Annotated in this window: 16 protein-coding genes; 14 read left to right on the top strand and 2 right to left on the bottom strand. The window is 42.8% G+C overall.

Features of this window, described 5'->3' with window-relative positions; genetic code table 11:
• The first annotated feature begins 12 nt into the window (after positions 1-12).
• The 7 genes from NST25_RS19430 (at position 13) to NST25_RS19400 (ending at position 7,542) form a co-directional block, all read left to right on the top strand.
• The gene (locus tag NST25_RS19430; RefSeq protein WP_076127188.1) at positions 13-873 is read left to right on the top strand and encodes a carbohydrate ABC transporter permease; all 861 of its coding nucleotides are present in this window, start codon (positions 13-15) and stop codon (positions 871-873) included.
• Positions 873-2,093 (top strand): anhydro-N-acetylmuramic acid kinase, encoded by a 1,221-nt coding sequence (locus NST25_RS19425; protein ID WP_340392264.1) that lies wholly within the window; start codon positions 873-875, stop codon positions 2,091-2,093. Before NST25_RS19430 ends, NST25_RS19425 begins: the two co-directional genes overlap by 1 nt.
• Positions 2,094-3,065 carry a GNAT family N-acetyltransferase gene (locus NST25_RS19420; protein WP_340392262.1) on the top strand — a complete coding sequence of 324 codons (972 nt, stop codon included), beginning with the start codon at positions 2,094-2,096 and terminating at the stop codon, positions 3,063-3,065.
• A 2-nt stretch (positions 3,066-3,067) separates the two neighbouring features.
• The gene (locus NST25_RS19415) at positions 3,068-3,775 is read left to right on the top strand and encodes a PIG-L family deacetylase (RefSeq protein WP_076106428.1); all 708 of its coding nucleotides are present in this window, start codon (positions 3,068-3,070) and stop codon (positions 3,773-3,775) included.
• A 98-nt stretch (positions 3,776-3,873) separates the two neighbouring features.
• Positions 3,874-5,016 carry a DUF1343 domain-containing protein gene (locus tag NST25_RS19410; RefSeq protein WP_076306900.1) on the top strand — a complete coding sequence of 381 codons (1,143 nt, stop codon included), beginning with the start codon at positions 3,874-3,876 and terminating at the stop codon, positions 5,014-5,016.
• 17 nt (positions 5,017-5,033) lie between these two features.
• Entirely contained in the window at positions 5,034-6,596 is a 1,563-nt protein-coding gene (locus tag NST25_RS19405; protein ID WP_340392258.1) for a glycoside hydrolase family 3 protein, read from the top strand.
• Positions 6,597-6,624: 28 nt separating this feature from the next.
• Positions 6,625-7,542 (top strand): BadF/BadG/BcrA/BcrD ATPase family protein, encoded by a 918-nt coding sequence (locus tag NST25_RS19400; RefSeq protein ID WP_340392257.1) that lies wholly within the window; start codon positions 6,625-6,627, stop codon positions 7,540-7,542.
• A 96-nt stretch (positions 7,543-7,638) separates the two neighbouring features.
• On the opposite strand, the gene NST25_RS19395 is transcribed toward NST25_RS19400, so the two are convergent.
• Positions 7,639-8,847: a GNAT family N-acetyltransferase gene (locus tag NST25_RS19395; protein WP_340392255.1), complete on the bottom strand. Its 1,209-nt coding sequence runs from the start codon at positions 8,845-8,847 to the stop codon at positions 7,639-7,641.
• A gap of 343 nt (positions 8,848-9,190) precedes the next feature.
• Here NST25_RS19395 and NST25_RS19390 point away from each other — a divergent pair, with 343 nt between their 5' ends.
• The 3 genes from NST25_RS19390 (at position 9,191) to NST25_RS19380 (ending at position 11,967) form a co-directional block, all read left to right on the top strand.
• Entirely contained in the window at positions 9,191-9,331 is a 141-nt protein-coding gene (locus tag NST25_RS19390) for a hypothetical protein (protein WP_179089372.1), read from the top strand.
• A gap of 347 nt (positions 9,332-9,678) precedes the next feature.
• Positions 9,679-10,767, top strand: coding sequence for a DUF1648 domain-containing protein (locus NST25_RS19385; RefSeq protein ID WP_076307695.1), 1,089 nt, complete (start codon positions 9,679-9,681; stop codon positions 10,765-10,767).
• Positions 10,768-10,977: 210 nt separating this feature from the next.
• The gene (locus tag NST25_RS19380; protein ID WP_076127171.1) at positions 10,978-11,967 is read left to right on the top strand and encodes an aldo/keto reductase family protein; all 990 of its coding nucleotides are present in this window, start codon (positions 10,978-10,980) and stop codon (positions 11,965-11,967) included.
• A gap of 8 nt (positions 11,968-11,975) precedes the next feature.
• Here the strand turns inward: NST25_RS19380 and NST25_RS19375 are convergent, their stop codons facing one another.
• Positions 11,976-12,875, bottom strand: a complete 900-nt coding sequence (locus NST25_RS19375; protein ID WP_076127169.1) for a LysR family transcriptional regulator — start codon at positions 12,873-12,875, stop codon at positions 11,976-11,978.
• Between the two features lie 205 nt (positions 12,876-13,080).
• On the opposite strand from NST25_RS19375, the gene NST25_RS19370 reads away from it, so the two are divergent.
• Genes NST25_RS19370 through NST25_RS19355 form a run of 4 tightly spaced genes read left to right on the top strand, consistent with a single transcriptional unit; the run spans position 13,081 to position 16,744 of the window.
• The gene (locus NST25_RS19370) at positions 13,081-14,088 is read left to right on the top strand and encodes a zinc-binding alcohol dehydrogenase (RefSeq protein ID WP_076127168.1); all 1,008 of its coding nucleotides are present in this window, start codon (positions 13,081-13,083) and stop codon (positions 14,086-14,088) included.
• Positions 14,089-14,103: 15 nt separating this feature from the next.
• Positions 14,104-14,937, top strand: coding sequence for a sugar phosphate isomerase/epimerase family protein (locus tag NST25_RS19365; protein WP_076307696.1), 834 nt, complete (start codon positions 14,104-14,106; stop codon positions 14,935-14,937).
• Positions 14,938-14,972: 35 nt separating this feature from the next.
• Positions 14,973-15,812 carry a sugar phosphate isomerase/epimerase gene (locus NST25_RS19360; protein ID WP_076304571.1) on the top strand — a complete coding sequence of 280 codons (840 nt, stop codon included), beginning with the start codon at positions 14,973-14,975 and terminating at the stop codon, positions 15,810-15,812.
• Positions 15,813-15,853: 41 nt separating this feature from the next.
• Positions 15,854-16,744 (top strand): AraC family transcriptional regulator, encoded by an 891-nt coding sequence (locus NST25_RS19355; RefSeq protein ID WP_076307697.1) that lies wholly within the window; start codon positions 15,854-15,856, stop codon positions 16,742-16,744.
• The last annotated feature ends 26 nt before the right edge of the window (positions 16,745-16,770 follow it).

Below are 16,770 nucleotides of genomic sequence, written 5' to 3'. Positions count from 1 at the left end.
GAGCAGAATACTATGGGTTTGTACAACAATAGCTTAAGAAGCAAAGGGTATCTGTTTATACGTAATGGTGCAAACATTACGTTCCTTATCCTATTCGCCGCAGCTACCATATTCCCGATATACTTTATGGTCATTTCCTCGTTCGGTGATCCGGTAGAAGCTGGTGCAATGAGCTATTCTATCCTACCAAAGAAGATTTCATTTGAATCTTATAAATTCTTTTTTAACTTTAGCCCACATACATGGGACTGGTTATTGAACTCTTTTATAGTGGCAGCGTGTATCACGGTATCTAACGTATTTTTTGCTACTCTTGCTGGATATGCTTTTGCAAAAATGAAATTTAAAGGGAAAAACATTTTGTTCGCTATTTTGCTGGGATCTATGATGATTCCTGTTCAAGTTACTCAGGTTCCACTATATATTTTGATCGTAAATATTTTTGAATTACAAAATACGTACACTGCGTTGATTATGCCGAGCATAGTAACGGTATACAATATCTTCTTGGTTAAGCAGTTCATGTCCTCCATTCCAGGTGAAATTATTGAATCTGCTAAAATCGAAGGTTGTTCCCAGCCTAAAATCTTCTGGTATATCATTATGCCTCTATCTAAAACAATTATGGCAGTACTAGCAATCCTAACGTTCATGGCGGCATGGAATGACTTTTTCTGGCCGTTCCTAGTAACGAATACGATGGATATGCAAACCATTCAGGTCGGCTTGAAAAACTTTCGCTTTGCGAATACAACTTACTTTGCACCGATGATGGCGGGGGCAACCATTTCAGCAGTTCCAATGTTTATTTTGTTCTTCAGTTTACAAAAATACTTCCTTGAAGGGGTAACAGTTGGAGCGGTGAAAGGTTAATGGACAAACAATCAAAAGTGGATGCAACATACTTAGTTGGCTTGATGTCAGGTACATCAGTAGATGGTATTGATGCAGCAGTAGTTAAGCTTTTCCCTTCAGCCGAAAAAGAGCATGGAGTAGAGATTGAATTACTGGCTTTTGAAAACACACCTTTTGAGGTGCAAGTTAGAAACTCCATATTTGAGCTTTTTGATCCCGCTAGCGCTACGATTGATAAGGTTGGCGCAATGAATATGTGGCTTGGTGAATTATACGCCCAAGCCACATTATCCGTTATAGGGAAATGCGGCCTTTCGCCTTCGCAAATATTCGCAGTAGGATCGCATGGTCAAACAATCTATCATGCTCCGGAAGAGAATGTTATGGGCGGCTATAATCTGCATTGTACCGTTCAGATTGGGGATGGTGCAGTTATCGCCAATCGCACAGGGATTCCTTGCGTATCAGACTTTCGAGTTGCTGACATGGCAATGGGTGGACAAGGAGCTCCGTTAGTACCATTTACCGAATACTTATTGTTTAACAATCCAAAGAAAACACTTCTGATGCAAAATATTGGCGGAATAGGCAATGTGACTGTTTTGCCTGTAAATGCCTCACCGGATGAGGTATTTGCTTTTGATACGGGTCCTGGAAATATGATTATCGATGGCCTTGTATCGCAATTATTTATACCAATGACAATGGATGTTAATGGCGAAATTGGTGCGGGCGGTCAAGTGATTGATGAGCTATTGAAATGGATGCAGCAGGATAAATATTATACGATGCCGTTACCAAAATCGACAGGCAGAGAACGGTTTGGCCAACAATACGTGGCACAAATTATTGAAATGATGAAGGTTAATCACTGGAAAGCAGAAGATGTTGTTACAACAGCTACGTACTTAACTGCCTGGAGCATCGTCGATAGCTATGAACGGTATATTGCACCGCAGCACCAGGCTGAGCAATTGTTAATTGGCGGCGGTGGAAGCTATAACAAGACGCTTTTGCGTGATTTGCAGCACTTATTTGCACCGCATAACGTGCAGGTGCTGACGCAGGAGGATATCGGTGGTAATAGTGATGCTAAGGAAGCAATTGCTTTTGCTCTGCTAGCGTATTACACGATGGAGCGCTTACCAAACAATATCCCGCTAGTAACTGGAGCTTCACAGCCAGTAGTAATGGGCAAAATTTCCTGGCCCTATATTGGACGTTCACAGGAGGCTTAAATGATGCAAATCAGATCCTTTTCAATTGAAGATCACTCTGCAGTTGTAGAGCTTTGGAATCGTGAGGCTACAAAATATGATTATAAGCCATTTACAGAGCGAGAGTTTCAAGATACATTCATCGACCATCCTTATTTTGACGCTGACTGTATATGGGTAGGCTGTGACGAAAAAGGGATTGTTGGTTTTGCAGCTGGCTGCTGCGGTGACGATCTCCCTCTTGGAGATGTGGCCGGTTATATTACGAGTGTTATTATAGATACCCATGTGGCTTCTCTGGAGCTTTACGATGCTTTTCTATTGCGTTTAGAAAAAAGATTCCAAGAACTTGGGAAAAGACAAGCGGATGTATTGTTTTTCAACCCTGTTAAGCTGAAGTGGAGTATACCAAGTGCACCTCAGCATGAGCATATTAATGCCCCGGGCATCAGTAAGGACCAGCCATTATATGAAGCTTTAATGGCTAGAGGCTACGAAGATCGAGCGACGCAATGCGGCATGTATTTAAAACTCGGAAGCTTTATAGTTCCCGAAGATATTTTAGATAAGGAAACCAATGCAAATAGCAAGGACTATTACATTACGTCCTATGTCCCTGATTTACATACAGGGCTTGAAGCAACGCTTGCTGCCCTGCAAAATCCGCAGTGGAAGAAGGATATTGTTACTTACGTGAAGGTTGGCGCACCACTTGTAGTAGCTGTGTACGGCAACGAGGTTGTGGGCTTTGCAGGTCCAATTATTTCGCAGCCTGATGGAAGAGCATTTTTTTGCGGTATCGGAGTGCACCCAGAGCATGAGGGGCATGGCCTTGGCAGTGTATTATTTTTCCGAATGGTTGAAGCTTTTCAAAATGCGGGCTGTCAATATATCTCTCTATTCACTGGAAATAATAATCCGGCTCTTCGAATCTATCAAAAAGCGGGCTTTACTATTGAAAAACAATTTTCTATATTGCGGAGGGAACTTTAAAGATGAGCGAAAAATTCACAGTATTAGCAATTGGAGCGCATGTTGGTGATGTGGAGCTAGCTTCTGGTGGTGTACTCGCTAGTCATAGTTTAAAGGGAGATCGCATTGTGACATTAGCGTTAACTGCGGGTGAACGAGGGGTCCCGGCAGGACAGGATATGAAGGAATATCGTCAGCAAAAAGTGAAAGAGGCACAGGTTTTTGCGGATATGCTAGGTGGTGAAGCCATTGTATTCGATGATTATTGTGACGGAGAGTTGCCTGACAATCAAGAAATTCGTATGGAGGTTTGTGATGTAATTCGTCGCGTGAAGCCTAACATTATTATTACACACTGGAAAAACAGTATGCATAAGGACCATGCGCTAACGCATCATATCGTAAATGATGCCCGTTTCTTCGCAAGTCTATCATCCTTTGAACGAGCGCTCCCCGCGCACTTTGCAGCAAGATTATATTACTCCGAAAACTGGGAGGATGCGGTTGATTATGTCCCTTACGTATATGTGGATTTCGATCAAGCGGCATTTGATCTATGGATAGATGCTTTAAGCAAGCATTGGTTTGTGACGAATAGCAAATCTTTCAAATACATGGATTACTATAAAGCACTAGCAGTTGTTCGCGGCTGTGAAGCAAGAAAGACATATGCAGAAGCATTTATGGTGCCTGCTGAAACGGTGAAGGTTAGGCAGTCTAGTCTTTGGTAACTATTCAACTAGCTAAGAGGGAGTGTTTCTATGTATAGCAGGAAACATTCCCTTGTTCTATCCATTTATGCGAAAAAGCAGCTAGGAGGCAGCTTCATATGGTGTTAAATGGGATTGATTCTATAACGAATTATCGTTATTTGTTCGAAGGTAAGCGCGTAGGATTGATTACAGCGCCGACAGGTCTTACGAAGGATTTTGCATCAACGATTACTATATTACATGAAAATTTTAATCTTGCTGCGATGTTTTCACCTGAGCATGGCGTTCGCGGAGATTTGGATGCAGGGGCAGTAGTAGACACTTACATGGATCCTTTTACGAATGTTCCAGTCTATAGCTTGTACCGTAAAGACTCCAAGCGTTTAACAAAAGAAATGCTGAATGAAGTAGACATCATTGTATACGATATTCAAGATGTTGGTGTACGCTATTACACATTTATTTATACGATGCTGTATGCACTTGAAGATTGTGCAAATGCAGGTGTAGAATTTGTTGTTCTTGATCGTGTTAATCCGCTTAACGGGGTAACGGTAGAAGGGAATGTCTTGAAGCCCGGCTTCAAATCATTTGTTGGAAATTACGAGCTAGCCGTGCGATACGGCTTAACAGCAGGTGAGGTAGCAACGATGGCAAATGATCAAATGAATTGGAATGCATCGCTGCATGTCGTTCGTTTGGAAGGCTGGGAACGGAGCATGTCCTTCCCGGATACAGGATTAACTTGGGTTCATCCTTCACTTGGAATGCCACGATATGAAACAGCGTTATTATATACAGGAACATGTTTATTTGAAGGCACGAACTGCTCGGAAGGACGAGGCACAACGTTCCCGTTTGAAATGATTGGTGCTCCGTTCATTCAAGCGCAGCAATTGGCAGATGAGATGAATGCAAAAGGTATCCCGGGTGTGCTTTTTCGTCCAGTTCATTTCAAGCCAACGTCATCTAAACATTGTGGCGAGCTATGCGGCGGGGTACAAATTTACATTACAGATCTCCAAGTGCTGAGGCCTTTAGAAGTTGGGGTAACCTTATTATTTACGATAAGAGATTTGTACGAGCAATTTTCATTCCTGCCTCCTGTGAAGGAGGGCTCTCGTCCATTTATCGATTTGCTGGGGGGAGACAACATGTATCGTACGGACAATATGCAAGCCAAGCAGCTGCTTGAACAGTTTGCAGCGGAAAGCAAGCAATTTGCAGAAATAACACAGCAGTATCATTTATATCGCTAGAGGAAGGTGAATAATTGATGAGAACAATAGAACATATGAGCCTGCGCGAAAAGATTGGACAAATGTTCGTAACAGGCTTCCCTTCAACCGAGATCACTCCTGAGCTGAAGGAAGTTATTGAGCATTATAAAGTCGGCAATATTATTTTATTCTCACATAATATCGACAATAAATATCAATTAGGCGAGCTTGTTACTGAGCTGCAGCAATGGTACACGACACATACTGGTATCCCGGGCTTTATTACGATCGACCAAGAAGGCGGTCGAGTCACTCGTATGCCTAAAGACGCGACCAATGTTGCTGGAGCCATGGCAATTGCTTCTTCAGGACGACCTGAAAATGCGTATGCAGCAGGCAGAATGACTGCCAGAGAATTGAAAGCATTAGGTATTAATTTTAATCTAGCTCCAGTTATGGACGTTAACAATAATGCATTGAATCCAGTCATAAATGTTCGTTCCTATGGTGATTCTGTTGCAACAGTATCCCAGTATGGAATTCAAATGATGAAGGGATTGCTCGATGGAGGCGTCATGTCCTCACTTAAGCATTTTCCAGGTCATGGTGATACAAATGTCGATTCACATATTGGCTTGCCTACCATTGAAAAAACACTTGAGGAATTAGAGCAGCTTGAGCTGCTGCCGTTTAAGGCCGCAATTGAGCAAGGCGCTCAAGCGATTATGAGTGCACATATTTTATTTCCGAAAATTGAAAAATCCGGTGTGCCCGGAACTATGTCTCATACCATTATTACAGAGATATTAAAAGGAAAATTAGGATATAAAGGGTTAGTTGTATCAGATTGTTTAGAAATGGACGCGATCAAACGATACTATGGTACGGCAAAAGGAGCGTTAGGAGCTATTAAAGCAGGTATTGATTTGGTATTCATTAGTCATACTCCTGAGACAGTGAAGGAAGCGATTCATTTGATCGAAGAAGCTGTAGCCACCGGTGATTTGGATGAAGCGCTGATTGATGCAGCTGTTACAAAAATTTTAGCTTATAAAGCACAATATGCGACGATTGAGGAGCTAGATTATGAACTAGTTGGCTGCGATGTACATCGCCGAGCAAATGAGCTAATGCGTACGGAAACGATCTGCCTCATGAAAGGTGAGCTCCAGCCCATTCATACCGGTGACGAGCAAGTGTTATTTATGGGTTCCTATTCATACCGCACCGATCTTGCGTCCAGCAGCTTGAATCAAGCTCTTAGCTTTCCGCAATATATGGGGGAGCATTTTAATACAGCTTATGAGATTATCGACATTGACCCGAGCGAGGAGCAAATCAACGCTGCGCTGCCAAAGGTACAAGGCTACAAGCATATTGTTATCGGCTTGTTCAATGCGCGTGAAAACAAAGGTCAGCTTGCGCTTGTTCAGAAGCTGCTGGCAGCAGGCTGCAAAGTAACGGCCATTACATTAGGTCGCCCGTATGACTTACCGTTAATCGAAGGCGAGTTCTGCGGAATTGCGGCATTTGAGTATACACTTGATGCATTCAAATCACTCCTTCCAATCCTAAATGGTGAGGTTGTACCCACCGCCAAGATTACGATTCAGATGTAGATAAAAAGTACAACAAGGGGACATAGGTATGGCATTTATCGTTGGAATTGATGGGGGTGGCACGAAAACAGCTGCCACCATTACGCATGACCAGGAAGACTCTTTATTCACCTTTACTGTAGGGCCTATTAATTATAACGGTGGTGATGCTGATGCTATTGCCGCCTCCTTTGAGGGAATTTTTAGTCAAACGAAGCTCTACTGCGGTAATTTACAAGAAGTTGCTCATATATGTATAGGTGCGGCAGGAATAAGTAATCCGCTGGTCATCAATTTTTTGGAGCAGCATGTGAGAAATAACGGTTATATCGGGCCATTAACGATTACAGGCGATCAAGAAACCGCATTATACGGGGCACAAAATGCGATGCAAGGCATCATTCTCATTGCCGGTACAGGATCGATTTGCTTCGGGGTCAATGAAAAAGGAGAGCAGCATCGCACAGGAGGCTTTGGTCATTTGATTGATGACGAGGGAAGCGGTTATAGCATTGGGCGCGATCTATTATCCGCATTAGTTCAAGTAGAGGACGGAAGAATAACCGATACGGTCATCCCAGCGATGGTATATGAGCGGCTTGGCTTAAGCACTGTGAAAGAGATTATTGGCTTTGTTTATGATAAAAATACGACGAAAAAAGATATTGCGCAGCTCGCACCGATTATGACGACCGCATGCGAGAAGGGCGATGCACATGCACTAGCGTTAGCGGAGAAATGTGCAGCCAATCTATATGAGCTTGTTGTGCCTGTTATTGAACGGCTTAAGCTATATGAAAGTCCGATTGCGATTGCAGGAAGTGTGCTGCAAAAGTCTCGCTTTGTGAAAGAAGCCTTGGAGCGAAAGCTCGCACAGAGCTACCCGCAAACAAAGCTGATTTTGCCGATTAAGGATGCAGCCTACGGTGCTGTCCTGTTAGGAAGATCAAAAATGAACAACGACTAGTTTTTATCGCTATGGAAAAATAAGGGTGTGTCATAAGTCCGAGCAGTTGGACTTGCGACACACCCTTATTTTAAAATGGTAGGAATCAAAAATGGCTTAAAATTTATCGGTTAAATAAAACACGGCTTGTTGTTTCGGAAATAGAGCTTGAAGGATGTTAGCGTGCTCCGTACTGTCCTTTGCTGCGCCTGCTTCATTATAGCCGAACATGATATAAGTCATTAGCTCGCGTTCATCTACTTCTATTGAAGTATAGGGATTGGTATGATTACTAGCATCGGAGACAGAAAGCTGCTTTTGCTTATAATCCAAGTAGATACAGTCCTCATTGCTGCGAAGTGCAATATGCAGCTCCTGGCCTGCAATTATGTTGCTACGGTTTAGGCGATCTTCTAATTCAGGCTGAAGCTTATGGAAAGTTGAACTGAGATTGATCATTTTCCACATCGCCATATTGATTTGAATTGAATTTGCATGATGCTGTTGGTAATAGGAATATAGCTTATGGTCCTCTGGGAGCATCGCTAATATTTGCTTTGCATTTTGGCGCAGCTGACATAAGGCATGAAACAAAGCTTCAACACCGTTTTCGGCTTCGTTCAAATACAATAATTCATTAATAAATACTTGTTCAGTATCTTTCTTTTCAATGATGCCATAAGCGACGATTTTTCCATTTCTGCGAAGGAGCAAGCAGTCAACTTTCTTCCATTCCGGCCAGGTCAATAAATCATTCCAATACGTTTTACTTCGGATCACGGTGTAGGTACGATTCTTATTAAATTGTTCATAGATGAAACGGATATCATCGAGATAACAGGCTTCAAAAGGAATGATTTCATCACTGCTTTGCTGCTGCTCCAAACTTGCTGGTTTTTCAATTGCGAAAGCAGTCTCGGGAATAAGTCTCCAGCCAGCTTTTTCATAAAACGCATGCTTACTAGCCAAAAGCAAGCTTATATCATAATCGGTTTCTTTCATATAGTTGGTCTGCGCATGAAGAATTTTGTGTGCAAGCCCCAGCCCGCGGTAATTTAGATCTGTACCGACACTCCCCATTGCACCCGTTTTCAAGATCGCTTGACCGACTCTAATATGAAACGGAAAAATTTGTACATTAGATGCAATCTTATCGTCAACCATCGCAAACCATGTTGTATCTGGATCATATGTGGTGTCTAGGTCTAATCTTTCTTGGAAAAAAGCTCGGCCTACGGAAAAGCATTCATCTAAAATATCGTAAATCTTTTCAAGCTGCTCTCTAGTTGGATGGTTCATTACGATGATGTTTGGTGTCGTCGTCATCTTTCATTTCCTCCTGCGCCGTAATGTTGGGATAAATTTAATAAATGAAAAAAAACGGTTTTCTTTGAAATTTAATTTCTCACCTTATAGTTTAATGTTGAAAAAAAATTTCGTCAATAATGGAACGTGGGGAATCATAGAAGTGATACAAAATTTAGATTGCTCAATATAGTCTAAATGAGTATTAGGAAAATAGCGACTTCGGCTGAGCAATTACAAGCACAAAGTGCACAAATGAAGGGGCAGCTTAAAAAGAAGAATGATAAACCGTTCAAGAACTTTTTGCAAAAAATCGGAAATATTTTCATACTGATGATTCCTGCATTTGTTGGAGCGGGTATAATTGCGGGGAAGTATGATTTCGCAAATTGAGCTAGACTTAAATGAATTGCCAGAATCAGAGAAAAAAGTAGCGGAGTACATTCTTGCAAATGCTAAAGAAGTGCTGCATATGACCATGCATGAGTTAATGGAACAAACCTGAGCAAGTACTATATTAAGCATGGACGGACTTATTTATACTCTGACGCAGTAATCCGCACCATTGCAGATAAGAGGCGAGTCCTTTACCAACACAGAATTTCAAACAGATGTAATTGCCATAATTGAGTTGTCAGATGAGTAGCTTTGCGCAGCAAAAAAACTGGATAAATGTTAATTTCACCCCTATAGTCACTAAAATCGATTATAATAAAATTTATGTTCAAGTCGATCACCTATCCTAAGTTAATAGGATCATCATACGCAAAAAGGCATAGCGCTCAATTGCCTATGCTATAAGGGTTATAGAGTTTTCAAATACACACTTATGTATAAGAGGAGGCGAATGATATGACGATAATGCCTGTTATAGTAATGATCTTTGTATTTGTACCTGCCATTGTACTCATGGTATGCATGCCTTATTTAACAAAAGAGACGATTAGTTTTGGGGTCACCGTCAGCCCTGTACAATTCCATAGTGAGCCTCTGCGCCAGATGCGGAAGTCATATGCTAGGATTAGTGCTACCGTGCATACCATCCTATTCATGGTTTGTATCCTCTGTCTAATATACGGTGATGAACATTCCAAGCAACAAAGTTGGATCATTGTCACTTATTCACTCGCCATGGTCGGAATCTCCCTAGTCATAAACATTAGCTATCATTTCAAAATGAAAAGTTTACTACCTATGCTGCCTATTGCTCTGGAACCATCGATCATGGCAGTGGACACTGGATTTCGGAAAAGAAACATTGGCTTGTCTAATAATTGGTTCCTCATTCATGTTTTAATTACTGTTGTTAGTATTGTAACTGTGCTGCGCAACTACGATCTGATTCCTGATCAGATTCCGATCCATTACAACAGCAGTTGGAACGTAGACCGCTATGCAGCTAAATCTTTTAGTTCTGTGTTTATGCCTACGATCATGCAAGTGTTCATAACACTTTTGTTCATATTTGAGAATTGGAGTATTCGCAGAGTAAAGCAGCAGGTTCAACCCAATGATACTAACCGTTCCATCAGACAAGACGCAGCTTACCGCCGTACTTGGTCATATTTTATGCTTACAGCAAGCTTCTTAATAGTTATCCTGTTTTCCGTCGTGCAACTAAACATGATATCTCTGCTTAACATGAGTTTCGCTATCCCTATTATCCTAATCATAATAGCCCTTGTCATCCTATACGCCTTGGCCTTAACGTTCTGGGCTGGTCAGGGCGAAAGCCGCTTGGAGCGATCTGCCGATAGCTCCAATGTCAGACCTGTCCATGACGATGATAAATGGCGATTAGGTATGATTTATTTCAATCGCAAAGATCCAAACCTAATCGTCAAGAAAAGGCTCGGAGTCGGCTGGGGATTAAATTTCGGTCACCCAGTAAGCTGGCTGTTTTGGCTCGGAATTATTGTACTGTTAGTTGTGGTGCGGTAACAAGGCTTGGAGGTTAATACTCACCGGAGTATAGGCGAAGTTAGAGTTTCGAAACAGAATATGTACCGAAAAAAACGCCTAAAGGGCGTTTTTTATTATCTTTAAGGATCTCAGTAATATCTTTTTTGAATTAAATCGCATCTTAAAGAGTATTTCTCGTATTAATATCTCTTTGTTACAATCAGATTGTTATCTAAAGGAGGGTATAAAATGAACTATCGTAAATTAGGAACGAGTGGCTTACATCTAAGTGAGATTGCTTATGGTAATTGGATTACACATGGTGCTCAAGTGGACAATGATACTGCCCATGCTTGTGTTCGCGCTGCATTGGATGTAGGGATCACAACATTTGATACTGCAGATGTATATTCCGATACGAAAGCTGAGATGGTGCTGGGCCAAGCATTAAAAGGAGTGCACAGAGCTGATATCGAATTGTGTACCAAGGTGTGCCATCCCACAGGGACGGGACGTAACGCAAGAGGTCTGTCTCGCAAGCATATTATGGAGGCGTGCCATGCTTCACTGAACAGATTACAGACCGATTATATTGATATCTATTATGCGCATCGCTTTGACGCATCAGTATCCCTTGAAGAGACCTTTTTGGCTTTTTCGGATCTGGTGCGTCAAGGTAAGGTTCTCTATGTCGGGATAAGTGAGTGGACGGCGGATCAGATAGCAGAAGGTGCTATTTTGGCGAGGGAATTGAAGGTGCCATTGGTGGCTAGTCAACCTCAATATTCGATGTTATGGCGTGTGATGGAGACGGAGGTAGTTCAAGCTTGTGAGCGGGAAGGGATTGGACAGGTGGTCTGGTCACCGCTAGCTCAAGGGATTCTTTCAGGCAAATATATGCCAGGTCAACCATTGCCAGAGGGTTCTCGTGCTTCAACAGCTGCGGGCTCACCATTTATGAATAAATTGGCGGGTCAGTGGCTTCGGACTGAGGTGCTTGAGGCGGTCTCGAATCTCTCTTCCATCGCCAGTGAAGTTGGGTTGACGCTTCCGCAGTTGGCTATAGCATGGGTGTTGCAAAATCCACAAGTCTCATCTGCAATTATTGGGGCATCCAAACCTGAGCAGGTTATAGAAAATGCCAAAGCTGCGGGAGTTCGTCTGGATAGGGAAGTGATGTTGGAAATCGATAGGGTGCTAGAAGGACTCGTTGAACGTGATCCTAGAAAAACGGGCTGAATATTATATTATTCACCATTAATAGCTTCTGAACTCATTTGTCCTATGATCTCTAGTAACGCGGATAAGGAGGCACGATCGCAATCGGTTCTCCAAGCGGCATAAAGGGGAATCGATGGTGTGCTTTCTTCAAAGGGACGAAATGCGACACCTTCACGCTGAAAAATAGCAACTGATGAGGGCACAATGGAAACTCCAAGATTAGCAGCTACCAAGTTTACAATGGTGTACATCTGAATGGCTTCCTGTACAACATTCGGATACATGTCGTGTTGGGCGCAGAAGCTCATAATGAGGTCATGAAAAGGAGCTCCTAAATGACGTGGGAACGATATAAATGGCTCTAAAGCTAAAGAGCGAATGGATAACACCGGTAAATGAGCTAGGTGATGCTGCTCTGGCAAAACGGCAATAAGCGATTCATTGACTAAGGGACGATGCTCGATATGTTTGCCCGACTCTGTATAACGTACAAATCCAATGTGAATCGTTCCTTCATGTAAAGCCTGCCACTGCTGAGCAGACGTCATCTCATGTAATGTGAGTTGTACTTGTGGATAACGTTCCCGAAACATTTTTAACATATCAACCAATACTCCACCAGCTGCAGAATCTATAAATCCAATGTTCAAATGTCCGATAATTCCTTGATCGACTAATTGTGTTGTTTTAATAGAGCGTTCCAGTTGAGATAAAATGGATTTAGCCTCCTCTAGAAATACCGCCCCCGCTGACGTGAGACGAACTTGTCTTTTATTCCGTTCTAATAGTTTCACACCAATCTCATTCTCCAGAGCTTGAATTTGCTGGCTTAAGGGAGGCTGCGTCATATTTAGCTTCTCAGCTGCACGGTTAAAATGCAGTTCCTCTGCTACTGCGATAAAGTATTGTAATTTTTTTATGTCCATATTTTTCATTCTCCCTTGAAATGCTTCTCCAAGCAAGTATAAGGATCTTTGAACGAAAATGAAAGGAATGACATGTCGTCTCCTCACTTAAACTCTACCTCCCATCTTACTTTTAGACAAAAAAACATTTTTGCAGTCAAAGACATGATGTCTAAAAACGCATACATTTAAATAGAAAGTTTGAGGATCATGGGAGGTAATGAGGATGAAAAATAGAAAGATAATGTTTATGAGCCCACACCATGTGGAAACGGTTGAAGAGGAGCTTGTACTTAAGGCTTTAGGTGACCATGAGGTACTCGTAAAATTGATTTATTCGCTGATTAGTCCGGGAACGGAGATGGCAATGTTATCTGGCAAAGAGGATTGGGCAAAACTCCCGCTGTGTCCAGGTTATGCAAGCGTCAGTCGTATCGTAGAATGTGGTAAAGGTGTTCAGGAATTTCAAGCGGGCGATGTGGTTTTTCATTACGGAACTCATTGCGAATATCAAGTGGTTGAAGCTAGGGATGTTTTCATTCGAGTGCCGGATGCGCTAGACTTGAAATGGGTACCGTTTACCCGGATGGCTACGGTAGCTTTTACATCGATACGTGTGTCGGATATCGAACTTGGAGACAAAGTGAGTGTGACAGGTCTTGGATTGGTAGGCAATCTTGCAGCTCAATTGGCGCGTTTGCAGGGGGCTACGGTAATTGGTATGGATTTGTCCAAAGAACGGCTGCGGACCGCGCGTCAATGCGGTGTGGATTACACACTGGACAGTGGCGAAGGATTGGTAAAAGAGCAGATTATGACGTTAACTAAGGGCAAGGGTGTTTCCAGTCATATTGAGGCAACCGGTGTTTCCAAAGTTGGGGTTGATAGTCTTCAATACATCGGCTCACAGGGAGAAATCATCTTTTTGGGTAGCCCGCGTGGAGAATACAATACAGATATTACGGATGTGCTTAATTACTGTCATCTGTATAACCGGGGATGCATTACATTTAAAGGTGCTCACGAATGGCGTTATCCAACAGAGCCTAATTCGTTTGTGAAACATTCCTTGGTGCGTAATTCTGGCATTGTCTTCGAGCTTATGCAACAACAGAAGCTGCACATCGAACCTTTGATTAGCCATGTCATCAAGCCGGAGCAAGCTAGCGAAGCCTATGAGGGATTAAGAACCAACAAAGATCAGTATAATGGCGTACTGTTTGATTGGTCATAAAGGGGGAGAACGACGATGATAAGAGGATTAACAACAGCGGGTTTGGGAGAAATTGCTTCTAATGAAGAATATATCAGACTTGCGAGCCAATTCGGGTTTCAGGCCATAGACGTCAATCCATTAGAGTTGGTACAGCAGTATGGCAAGGATGGGGCCATCCAATTACTGGAAAGTCATGGCATCATGCTAGGATCATTTGGTTTAGAGGTAGATTGGCGCACGACAGAGGAAAGCTTTAGGGAAAGTCTGAAATCGCTTACGCTGATGGCTGAGGCCGCTGCTGCATTAAATTGCACCACATGCTGTACCTATATTTTGCCTTCGACAGATCTTCCGGTCGCATCGTTCATGATTGCAGCCACTAGACGTTTAAGACTATGTGCAGAAATATTAGGCGCCTATGGTATTTCGTTAGCCTTAGAGTTCGTTGGTCCTCATCACTTACGTACACAATGGGCAAATCCGCTAATCTGGACGATGCAAGATACGTTGGACTGGATGGATACAATTCAAGTGAGAAATATCGGTTTATTACTGGATTCCTATCATTGGCATACGAATGGATTAACGAGTGAGGACCTGCTGAAATTACAACCGCATCAAATTGCGTATGTCCATATTAATGATGCTAAACCTCTGCCGATAGAGGAATTGCTAGATTCCGATCGATTGTATCCAGGGGAAGGATCCATTGATCTTACCGGATTCTTGGGAAGCTTGAAAAAGATCGGATACAAGGGCGTTATCGCTCAAGAAGTGCTAGCGCCAGCTTCATCACAAAGTTCATCTGAACTATTTTCTCGTTCCAAAGCAGGCTTCGATAAAGTATTCTCATCACTGGAAATCTAACCCCATCGAATCCAACATTGGAAGGAGCGTTAAGGATGAGTCTGTTCAAGGGTAGAATCGCTGCACACACCATCACTTGGGGGCAAGCGCATTTCAAAGCGTTGGAGGAAGTCTCCAGACTGGGTTTCACGGGGATTGAGCCGTGGGCGTCTTTTGCACTTCAATATGAAGAAAGTCCAGAACAATTACAAGAGCTCATGGCTGGGTACGGGCTGGAGATGACTGCGTTGTATGGAGGTACGGCTGGGGGACAGCAGCAAAAATTCGGCAATGCCGCGAACACTTCGAGTATCATTGACTACAATGTGCGACTTGCTAAAATCATAGCGAAGTGTGGAGCAGACATCCTTGTCCTAGGGCCAGGTGGCACTCGGGATCAACCCTCATCGCTGGAAGAATTGAAGGTTGCCGCAGCCACGATGAATGAAGTGGCGAAAAGAACCTATGCCTTAGGGGTAAAGACATGTGTTCATCCGCATTTGTGGACGGAATTGCAAGACGAGAAAGAAATTGAGATTGTGATGAGCCTGACAGATCCGCGGGTGGTATATCTTGCCCCGGATTCAGCACATCTGCTCGGAGCGGGGATGGACCCGGCATCTATCATCCGAACGTATCAGGACAGGGTAGCTTATGTTCATTTGAAGGACCTGACAGACAGGTCTGCCGCTACACTTGATACACAGCTTCCTCATTTTTGTGAGTTAGGCAAAGGATCTGTTGATCTACACGCAACTATTGAAGCGCTGAATGAAATTGATTATTCCGGTTGGATGACACTCGAAGTGGACGAATCGCTAAATAGCCCGTACAATACCATGGAAATCTGCCGAGATTATGTAGAAGATCACTTAAAGATTCCGGTTAGGATATAAAATAAGATCAATAAAATGTCAGAAGAAGGAGAAGATTCGAGGTGAATGAGTCGTGGATGAACAGCATTTCCCCTTATGTTCGAGTAGCCAAAGTCATGGAATCCTCCTTACTAGCAGGTGAATGGTTGGATCAAGATCACGTGTATACCTATATAGATCAGGGAGAGGCGGAGTTTTTCTTGAATGGGGTGAAGTTCCTGGTTCGAGAAGGGGATGTGCTGCTCATGCATCCATGCTTGCCCCATATAATTAGGTCCACCTCGGCTTTACCCTTAGTGCAGTATATCTTTCATTTTGATTTGTATGATAACGAGGATAAAAGCTCATCGGATCAAGCGGATGGACTTAGGCCCGGGATCCAGGATATCATGCCAAGTGAAATGCAGCTTGCTGATATTTATCCGCTATCTCATCTGCAGCTCCCAGATCGAATCGAATTGAAGAGAAGATTCATGCAACTGCAAAAAGAGCTGCTAGATCCAACGTACGGCGGGGTATTAATCAACAAGTCTATCTGTTTGGAATTGTTGTTTCTGTTCTTTAGAAATCAGAACCTGTCCAAAGGAACGGAAGGGAAGAGAACCAAAGGATGGCCTTTAATTGAAGGCGCCATTCATCACATACACCAGTGTTATCAAGATCCGCAGTTAAGTAATGAATCTATCAGTAGGCATGTTGGTGTGACTGCCAATCATTTGTCGTATGTGTTCAAGACTCAGCTTGGGGTGACCATTCATAATTATTTGAAGCATGTTCGTATCGAGCAGGCTAAATTGAGAATCATTCAGGGAAAGCAAAATCTAACGGAGATTGCCGAAGATGTGGGGTTTTCTAGTATTCATCTGTTCAGTCGGACGTTCAAAACAAATGTGGGAGTAATGCCTAGTAAGTTCGCGGCGATGCGATCTGCTTTAATCAATAAATCACAATAAAGGAATCGACCATCTGCTCTTTGGGA

Source organism: Paenibacillus sp. FSL E2-0190, assembly GCF_037992965.1.
Classification (GTDB): Bacteria; Bacillota; Bacilli; order Paenibacillales; family Paenibacillaceae; genus Paenibacillus_AQ; species Paenibacillus_AQ odorifer.
This window is presented reverse-complemented; position numbering and strand designations above follow the sequence as displayed.